The sequence below is a fragment of the Wolbachia endosymbiont of Glossina morsitans morsitans genome (assembly GCF_000689175.1).
Classification (GTDB): domain Bacteria; phylum Pseudomonadota; class Alphaproteobacteria; order Rickettsiales; family Anaplasmataceae; genus Wolbachia; species Wolbachia pipientis.
This window is the reverse complement of the sequence record NZ_AWUH01000146.1, coordinates 1-9,078: the sequence shown is the minus strand read 5'-3', so window position 1 is coordinate 9,078 and position 9,078 is coordinate 1. Positions and strand designations below refer to the sequence as shown.

At 36.6% G+C, this 9,078-nt stretch carries 13 protein-coding genes; all 13 read left to right on the top strand.

All coding sequences use genetic code 11. The annotated features are described in order from the left end of the window. The first annotated feature begins 472 nt into the window (after positions 1-472). Positions 473-847 carry a 30S ribosomal protein S12 gene (gene rpsL, locus WGMM_RS03745; protein WP_038250281.1) on the top strand — a complete coding sequence of 125 codons (375 nt, stop codon included), beginning with the start codon at positions 473-475 and terminating at the stop codon, positions 845-847. A 5-nt stretch (positions 848-852) separates the two neighbouring features. Next, on the top strand, positions 853-1,332 hold the full coding sequence (gene rpsG / locus WGMM_RS03740) for a 30S ribosomal protein S7 (RefSeq protein WP_038250278.1): 480 nt from the start codon (positions 853-855) through the stop codon (positions 1,330-1,332). Positions 1,333-1,353: 21 nt separating this feature from the next. Continuing rightward, positions 1,354-3,429, top strand: coding sequence for an elongation factor G (fusA, locus tag WGMM_RS03735; RefSeq protein WP_038250274.1), 2,076 nt, complete (start codon positions 1,354-1,356; stop codon positions 3,427-3,429). 11 nt (positions 3,430-3,440) lie between these two features. Then, positions 3,441-4,583: an elongation factor Tu gene (tuf, locus tag WGMM_RS03730; RefSeq protein WP_038250273.1), complete on the top strand. Its 1,143-nt coding sequence runs from the start codon at positions 3,441-3,443 to the stop codon at positions 4,581-4,583. A gap of 14 nt (positions 4,584-4,597) precedes the next feature. After that, on the top strand, positions 4,598-4,918 hold the full coding sequence (rpsJ, locus tag WGMM_RS03725) for a 30S ribosomal protein S10 (protein ID WP_012673184.1): 321 nt from the start codon (positions 4,598-4,600) through the stop codon (positions 4,916-4,918). Between the two features lie 9 nt (positions 4,919-4,927). Continuing rightward, positions 4,928-5,650 carry a 50S ribosomal protein L3 gene (gene rplC / locus WGMM_RS03720; protein ID WP_038250271.1) on the top strand — a complete coding sequence of 241 codons (723 nt, stop codon included), beginning with the start codon at positions 4,928-4,930 and terminating at the stop codon, positions 5,648-5,650. Between the two features lie 2 nt (positions 5,651-5,652). Further along, complete coding sequence (gene rplD / locus WGMM_RS03715; protein ID WP_038250268.1) at positions 5,653-6,267, top strand: 50S ribosomal protein L4; 615 nt, start codon at positions 5,653-5,655, stop codon at positions 6,265-6,267. Further along, positions 6,264-6,551, top strand: coding sequence for a 50S ribosomal protein L23 (locus WGMM_RS03710; RefSeq protein WP_038250265.1), 288 nt, complete (start codon positions 6,264-6,266; stop codon positions 6,549-6,551). The genes rplD and WGMM_RS03710 overlap by 4 nt, the downstream gene beginning before the upstream one ends. Before the next feature lies 1 nt (position 6,552). Beyond that, complete coding sequence (gene rplB, locus WGMM_RS03705) at positions 6,553-7,377, top strand: 50S ribosomal protein L2 (RefSeq protein ID WP_015589143.1); 825 nt, start codon at positions 6,553-6,555, stop codon at positions 7,375-7,377. Between the two features lie 3 nt (positions 7,378-7,380). Further along, on the top strand, positions 7,381-7,665 hold the full coding sequence (gene rpsS / locus WGMM_RS03700; RefSeq protein ID WP_006279181.1) for a 30S ribosomal protein S19: 285 nt from the start codon (positions 7,381-7,383) through the stop codon (positions 7,663-7,665). Between the two features lie 5 nt (positions 7,666-7,670). Further along, on the top strand, positions 7,671-8,018 hold the full coding sequence (gene rplV / locus WGMM_RS03695; RefSeq protein WP_038250262.1) for a 50S ribosomal protein L22: 348 nt from the start codon (positions 7,671-7,673) through the stop codon (positions 8,016-8,018). A gap of 39 nt (positions 8,019-8,057) precedes the next feature. Beyond that, positions 8,058-8,672, top strand: a complete 615-nt coding sequence (rpsC, locus tag WGMM_RS03690; protein ID WP_038250260.1) for a 30S ribosomal protein S3 — start codon at positions 8,058-8,060, stop codon at positions 8,670-8,672. Positions 8,673-8,686: 14 nt separating this feature from the next. Next, a partial coding sequence (rplP, locus tag WGMM_RS03685; protein WP_038250257.1) for a 50S ribosomal protein L16 occupies positions 8,687-9,078 on the top strand: 392 nt, incomplete at its 3' end.

Genomic DNA, 9,078 nt, shown 5'->3' with positions numbered 1-9,078 from the left:
ACGTGTACACCATTAACGATTAATTTACACATAAGTGGTGAGCCCATTGGACTTCAAGAGGAGCAAGAGGCGCTGAAGTATGTTATGCTATAAAGAAAGTGGAAAATTGGACATTCTCAACTTGAATCCTGCAGATTAAAAATTAAATTGTATCCATTCAGGCAATGGCGTCAACAACCTTTGCTAGAAACCCTAGGGTAGCTAATTATTCACTATCCATTTTTTAAGTTGGCGTTTTTTAATGTTTTAAATAGCGTATTTCAGCTTGTGTAGCTAGAAATTTGATAAAGACATAAGGTGCACATAGTGCAAAAAATTAAACACGAGACGCCAGATACGTCTCGTTACACGAGACGCAAGGCAGTTGAGCTTAATTATTAGAGTAGTAATGTTTATTTTTATATTGACTATTGAGGTTTATTATTTTATAACTAAAAACTTAGTTATTTTAATGAGCTTGAGTTTATAACATATGCCTACGATAAATCAATTAATACGTAAGGGTAGATTAGGATTGACCCATAAGAAAAAGGTACCAGCTTTGGGAGAAAGCAACCGTCAAAGGAGAGGTGTTTGCACTAAGGTCTATACTACAACTCCTAGAAAGCCTAACTCAGCACTCCGTAAAGTAGCCAGAGTAAAAATTAGTGGGTATGGTGAAGTGACGGCTTATATACCTGGTGAAGGTCATAATTTACAAGAACACTCTGTTGTTTTGATACGTGGTGGGCGGGTTAAAGATTTGCCAGGTGTGCGTTATCACATAATAAGAGGTGCCCTTGATCTGCGTGGTGTGCAAAATCGAAAGAAACCTCGTTCAAAATATGGTGTAAAGAAATCTGGTTAAAGTTTATGGCTCGTCGGAATAAAGCAAAAAAAAGAGAAATAAGTCCTGATTCGCGTTACGGCAGTGTTTTGCTGATGCGTTTCATTAATACAACCATGAAATGTGGTAAAAAATCTGCTGCAGAAAAGATTATCTATGACGCTTTGTCTTTAGCTGAAAAGAAAATAGGAAATACTGGATGCTCTATAATAAACGCGGTGGTCGTTAAAGATACTCCTTCTATAGAAGTGCGTTCTCGACCCATTGGTGGTGCAACTTATCAAGTGCCTGTTGAAGTTCGACAAGATAGAGCGGTTTCTTTAGCGTTAAGGTGGATTGCTAAAGCAACTTCTGCTGCTCGAAAAAAGAGTGGAAAAACCACTGTTGATTGTTTGCAATCTGAAATACTGGATGCTTATAATAAACGCGGTGGTGCGTTTAAGATGTGCGAAGAAAAATATAAAATGGCTGAAGCTAATAAGGCATTTTCTCATCTTCGTTTTTAATGTTAGCTAATTAATTGTGATATGGAAATTGGAATATCTAAATACAGAAATATAGGGATAATGGCTCACATAGATGCTGGTAAGACTACCACAACAGAGCGTATTTTATTTTATACTGGTAAGCAAAATAGAATTGGTGAAGTGCACGATGGTGCAGCTTCTATGGATTGGATGGAGCAGGAAAAAGAGCGTGGTATTACAATCACATCTGCTGCAACAACATGTTTTTGGAATGATCATAGGGTCAATATAATAGACACTCCTGGTCACGTTGATTTCACTATTGAAGTTGAGAGATCTTTAAGGGTTTTGGATGGTGCAGTTGCTGTATTTGATGGAGTTGCTGGAGTTGAACCTCAATCTGAGACAGTGTGGCGTCAAGCTGATAAATATAGCGTTCCTCGTATCTGCTTTGTTAATAAGATGGATAGAATAGGGGCAAATTTTTATCGATGTGTTGATATGATAAAGACGAAGCTTGGTGCAGCACCTTTAGTTATTCATTTACCAATAGGGAGTGCGAAAGATTTCAAAGGTATAATTGACCTTATTTCTATGAAAGCCATTATATGGCAAGAAGAAACGTTGGGCGCTAAATTTTCTTATGAAGATATTCCTTCTGATTTGCTTGATAAGGCTCAAGAATATCGAAATCTTTTATTAGATGCTGCAGCTGAGATGGATGATGAAGCGATGAATACTTACTTTGAGTCTAATGATCTGCCAGTGGATTTACTGAAAAAATGCGTGAGAAATGGGACCATTAAAGGAAAATTTGTTCCTATGTTATGTGGATCAGCTTTTAAAAATAAAGGCGTACAACCACTTTTAGATGGTGTGGTTGACTTTTTACCTTCTCCTATTGATGTTGATGTAATTGTTGGAATTGGTCCTAAAGATTCAGAAAAGAAAATTGAGGTCAAACCTTCAGAAAAAGAGAAATTTGTTGCTCTTGCATTTAAAGTGATGACGGATAAATTTGTAGGCAGCTTGACGTTTATCCGTATTTATTCTGGTAAATTAAAGTCTAAATCTACCGTTTCAAATGCGTTAAAAAACGAAACTGAAGGGATTGGCAGAGTGTTACTTATGCATGCAAATAACCGAGAAGATATAACTGAGGCTAGGGCTGGAGACATAGTTGTTTTAGTCGGGCTAAAGAAAACAACCACCGGAGATACTTTATGTTCTGTTGATTTTCCTATATTATTGGAGCGTATGGAATTTCCTGAGCCTGTTACTGAAATTGCTGTGGAACCTAAAACCACTTCAGATCAGGAAAAATTAGGTATTGCTCTAAATAGGTTGGTTGCAGAAGATCCTTCTTTGAGAATGTCAGTAAATGCGGAAAGTGGCCAGACTATATTGAAAGGCATGGGTGAGCTCCATCTTGAGATTATTGTTGATAGAATGAAGCGCGAATTTAACGTTGAGGCTAACGTCGGTGCTCCTCAGGTTGCATATCGTGAAACTATCACTAAATCTGTTGAAATTGATTACACTCATAAAAAACAATCTGGTGGAGCTGGTCAGTTTGCTAAGGTTAAAATAAAATTTGAACCTCTTGAGCCTGGTTCTGGGTTTCAATTTGAAAGTAAAATTGTAGGTGGTGCTATTCCAAAAGAGTATATTCCTGGGGTAGAAAATGGCTTGGAGTTGATAAAAGAAGGTGGTATAATTTCGGGATTTCCGTTGATTGATTTTAAGGCTATCCTTCTTGATGGTGCTTTTCATGAAGTTGATTCTAGTCCTTTAGCTTTTGAACTTGCTGCTAAAGGTGCTTTTAAAGAGATGGCAAATGAAGCTGGTCCAAAAATGCTGGAGCCTATAATGAAAGTTGAAATCATTACTCCTGAAGAATATATGGGTGATGTTATGGGTGATATAAATAGTAGAAGGGGAAATGTTGCTGATATGCTCGATTTAGGTAATAATAGTAAAATAATTACTGCTTCGGTACCTCTTGCAAATATGTTTGGTTATATCAACGTTTTGCGTTCTATGTCTCAGGGAAGGGCGCAGTATAGTATGCATTTTTCTTGTTATGAGCAAGTGCCACAATATGTGGTTGATGAGTTAAAGTTAGAGTATAATTAAGGGTAATAATTATGACAGCAGTAGTGGAAGCATTTGGAAAGCCGCATGTAAATGTGGGAACAATAGGACATGTGGATCATGGGAAGACGACGTTAACAGCGGCGATAACGAAGCATTGTGGAAATTTTGTAGCGTACGATCAGATAGATAAAGCGCCAGAAGAAAGGAAGAGGGGGATAACGATAGCAACAGCGCATGTTGAGTATCAGACGGAAAAAAGGCATTATGCACACGTTGATTGTCCTGGACACGCTGACTATGTAAAGAACATGATAGTAGGTGCAGCACAGATGGATGCGGCGATATTGGTAGTGTCGGGGGTTGATGGGCCAATGCCACAAACGAGAGAGCATATATTGCTGGCGAAGCAGGTAGGTGTTGGATATATCGTGGTGTATATAAATAAAGCTGATGTTGCTGATGCCGATATGATAGATTTAGTAGAAATGGAGGTGAGGGAATTACTGAGTAAATACGGATTTCCAGGGGATGAAGTGCCTGTGGTGGTTGGTTCAGCACTCAAGGCGCTGAAGAATGACAGCAGCGAATATGGAAAGAAATCAATAGACAAATTGATGGAAAAGTTAGATGAATATGTAGTTCTATTGCCAATCGAAGATGTATTTTCGATATCGGGGCGAGGAACAGTGGTAACAGGAAGAATAGAGAAGGGAGAGATAAAGACGGGAGAAGAGATAGAGATAATAGTTCTGCAAGCGACGCAAAAGACGATATGCACAGATGTTGAGATGTTTAAGAAGTTGCTGGATAAGAGAAATGCAGGACTCAATGTAGGAATATTGTTAAGAGGAACAAAAAGAGAAGAAGTGGAGAGAGGGCAAGTATTAGCGAAACCGGGGACGATAACACCGCATAGAAAGTTTAAGGCGGAGGTTTATATATTAAAGAAAGAGGAAGGAGGAAGGCATACACCATTTTTTGCGAATTACCAGCCACAGTTTTATTTAAGGACAACGGATGTAACTGGGAGCATAAAATTGCTAGATGGGAAGGAGATGGTAATGCCAGGAGATAATGTGAGTGTAGAAGTAGAATTGCAAGTACCGATAGCAATGGATAAGGGATTGCGTTTTGCGATAAGAGAAGGCGGTAGAACTGTTGGTTCTGGTGTTGTTTCTGAAATTTTGGAGTGAGTGTAGCAACTAAGATGAAGCAAGATATATATATTAACATTAAGGCTTTCGATTGTTCTTTATTGGAGGAGTGTGTTCGAAAATTTGTTGATGAATTAAAGCGGTCCAGTGCAAAATTATCTGGTCCGATTGCGTTGCCAAGGAAAGATTCTAAATTTATTGTTAATAGATCTCCTCACGTTGATAAAAAATCTCGCGAACAGTTTGAAATGAGAACTTCTAGGCGTTTGATTGTTTTACATGATCTTACTCCTACTATGATGCAGATGCTTACAGGTTTATCTTTTTCTGCTGGCGTAGAAGTGGATTTAAAAGTCAAGGAAGTTAAGGTTTAGGAGAAGGAAATGAAGAGAATAAATTCGCTGAGGAGAATTGGTTTACTAATGATGAATATTGGTCATACTGCTATGTATTCTGACAATAGTCGCATGGCTGTAACTTTATTGCATCTCAGCGAAACTTATATTATTGATATAAAAGGACAAGATAAATGTGGCTATAATTCAGTCATTTTAGGCACAGGAGATTTTAAAAATATAGCAAAACCTCAGTTGGAATATTTAAAGAAAAAGGGTATAAATAATAAATGTAAGTTATACGAAAGTAGATTAAATGACCTGTCGGGAATAGAATGTGGTAAAAAAGTGGGAATCAATCATTTTGTGGTTGGTCAATATCTTGATATTACGGGTTATTCTATAGGTAAAGGATTTGCTGGTGTGATGAAGCGGCATAATTTCAGTGGGCTTAGGGCATCTCATGGTGTTTCTATTGCTCACAGATCACAAGGTTCCACTGGCCAATGTCAGGATCCTGGTAGAGTATTCAAAGGAAAGAAAATGGCTGGTCATTTAGGTAACAGCAGGATAACTGCACAAAATATGAAGATATTATCCATTGATAATGAAAATAGTATAATTGCTGTGAAGGGTAATAATGTTCCTGGGTTTAAAAATTCCTATGTTTTTGTAAGAGATGCAGTTAAAAAATCTTTACATAAAGATGTTCCTTTTCCGGTAGGTTTACTGTTAGATGTAAATGATGATGCTAGTAATTTGGTAAGTTAGTTATGGAATGTAATTTAGTTGATCTATCTAATGATAATGTAGGTACTGCTCAGCTCAATCCTTTGATATTTTCTGCTAAGCAAAAATTGAGTGTTTTGCATGATATAGTAAGATGGCAATTAGCGAAGAGAAGAGCTGGTACTCATAAAACAAAAGGTATTAGTGATGTCTCTGGTACAACAGCTAAACCTTATGGTCAAAAACGTACCGGTAGGGCAAGACAAGGGAGCTTGCGATCTCCTCAATTTAGAGGTGGTGGGATTATTTTCGGCCCTGTTGTGAGGAGTCATACTTATTCTCTTAATAAGAAGGTACGCAAATTTGGTTTAAAAATTGCTTTATCTCTAAAGTATTTAAATAATCAAGTAATTATTCTGGATAATTTGAATATTGATGTGAAGAAAACGTCTGAAATGTGTAAATGTATTAAAAATTTTAAATTTTCTTCCTTTTTGATAGTTGGTGATTATGGAGATGATTTGTTGCGTGCGGCTAAAAACTTGCACTATGTAGACTTAATCAAACCTATTGGGTTAAATGTTTTTGATATATTGAATCACGAATGCGTGATGTTGACAAAGGATACTTTAAAGCATCTTGAAGGTAGATTGTTATGATCAAATGTAATAATATAATAAAATCTCCTATAATTACAGAAAAGGCCTCTTTTTTGAGGGAGAAGTTTAATAAATATTCTTTGTATGTTTTTGTAAATGTAAATAAGCGTCAAATAAAGTTGGCAATAGAGTCTCTATTTGATGTTAAAATTTCTTCTATAAATGTTGTTAGAATTAAGCCTAAATATAGGCGTTTTAGGGGTGTGATTGGTTGTGAAAAACAGAAAAAGAAAGTTTATTTTTCTTTGATGGATGGTCAAAAATTAGATATAATGAGCGTTTAGTATGGGTATGAAATTTTTTAATCCTGTTACTCCGTCTTCTCGTGGGACTGTGTTAGTGAGTAAAGTTGGTTTATCAAAAGATGAGCCAGAAAAATCTCTTACATCTGGTAAAAAGTCCAGTGGTGGAAGAAATAATCATGGTAGAATTACAACTCGTCATAGGGGTGGTGGTCACAAAAAGAAGTATAGAGTGATAGATTTTAAGCGTAATAGAAGTGGTCAAGGTATAGTTGAAAAAATAGAGTATGACCCAAATAGAAGTGGGTTTTTGGCGTTAATATCATATAAGGAAGATGATATTAAGTCTTATATATTAGCTCCTCAAGGTATGAAGCCAGGTGACGTTGTTACAGCTGGGAATGATGCTGATATTTTGCCAGGGAATTGTTTACTACTCAAGCATATACCTGTTGGTTCTTTCGTTCATAATGTTGAGCTGAAGCCAGGTAATGGTGCTGCGATTGCTAGAGCTGCTGGTTGTTATGCACAAATCGTTGGTCGTGATGGCCAATATGTTTTATTACGACTCAGGTCTGGTCAAATTAGGTTGATTTTATCTTCTTGCAAGGCTACTATTGGTGTAGTATCTAATCCTGACCATAAGAATAGAAAGTTGGGTAAAGCTGGGAGAAGTAGGTGGCTTGGGATTAGACCTACTGTACGTGGAGTTGCAATGAATCCGGTTGACCATCCTCATGGAGGCGGGGAAGGAAAAACCTCTGGTGGTCGTCACCCTGTTACTCCTTGGGGTGTTGCAACAAAAGGAAAGAAAACTCGAAGGAGAAATAAATCTAGTGATAAGTATATAAAACAATTGAAAGGTTAGTTTATGAGTAGATCTGCATGGAAGCCTCCTTTTTGTCATCCTTCTATATTAAAGTCGGTGAATAATGCTTTAAACAAGGGGTTTGTTAACATGGCTATAAAAGTTCATTCCAGGGCTTCTGTAATTCTTCCTAATTGTTTAGGTTTAAAGTTTGCTGTTTATAATGGTAAGGATTACATTCCTGTGAATGTTAATGATCAGAATATGATAGGTCATAAGTTTGGTGAGTTTTCACCCACTCGTAAATTTACTGGGCATAGTGGTGATAAAAAGGCGACAAGAAGGTAATTGATATGAAAAACAGAGATGTAATAGTTAAAGCTGGTTCTAGGGTTTTAAAATCAACTCCTCGTAAATTGAATTTGGTTGCTGGTTTGGTACGTAATAAAAAAGTTTCTTTTGCCACTGTGCAATTAAGATTTTGTGAAAAAAAGGCCTGCAGGTCTTATAGGAAGGTATTAAATTCTGCGATTGCTAATGCTCAAAATTATGGATTGGATATCGATAATTTATATATAAAAGAAATTTTAATAGGTAAGTCTCTTACTTTGCGTAGGGTATGTCCAAAAGCTATGGGTAGAGCTAATAGAGTTAGTAAACGTTATAGTAATATAACTGTAAAATTGGGGGAAATTATATGATTCATAAAAATAGAAAATTAATAAGGAAAGTGCAAAAATATGGGAAACGTTAATCCTAAAGGATTTAGGTTAAAAATAATTAATACTTGGTCATCTATTTGGTACGCTGAGAAGGGTTATAAACAAGGGTTGCATCAAGATTTGTCTGTTCGCAGTTATATAAATGAATCTTTTAAGCATGCTGGTGTTTCTAAAGTAATTATAGAGCGTACGATCGATTTGGTATCTGTAATAATACATTCTTCTAGACCTGGAGTGATAATAGGTAAGAAAGGCTCGGATATTGAGAAGATAAAGCAAAAGATAGCTGAAAAAGTAAAAAATAATGTGGAAGTGAATGTAGTAGGGGTTAAAAGGTCTGAAATAGATGCAGTTTTAATATCAAACAGCATTGCACAGCAGTTAGAAAAAAGGGGGTCATTTAGAAGAGCGATGAAAAAAGCTATTCAAAGTTGTTTGAGGATGGGTGCTAGAGGTATTAAAGTAAGTTGTTCTGGGCGCCTTGGCGGAGCTGAGATAGCTCGTACTGAGTGGTATAAAGAAGGCCGTTTACCTTTGCATACTTTACGTGCTAATATAGATTATGCTTTTGCTGAAGCAAAAACTATATATGGCATCATAGGAGTTAAGGTCTGGGTTTATATTGGTAACTAATTAGGTATATTGAAATGTTTGTTCCTAAAAAAAGTAAATATAAAAAAGTATTTAAAGGACGAATTAAGGGTAACACGAAAGGTGGTAGCACATTATCTTTTGGAGATTATGGTCTAAAGGTTATGGAAGCAGGTAGGATTCAATCTAAGCATATTGAGACTGCAAGGCGTGTAATATCTAGAACATTAAAACGCTCTGGTAAAGTGTGGATAAGAATTTTTCCTGATACCCCTGTTAGTAAAAAGCCGGCGGATGTGCGTATGGGTAAAGGGAAAGGTAGTGTTGAGTTTTGGGTATTTAAAGCTAAGCCCGGTAGAATGTTGTTTGAAATTAGCAGTGATGTTCCCATGCATTTAGCAAGATTGGCGCTTGAAAAGGCAACTGCTAAGCTTCCTATGAAGTGTAA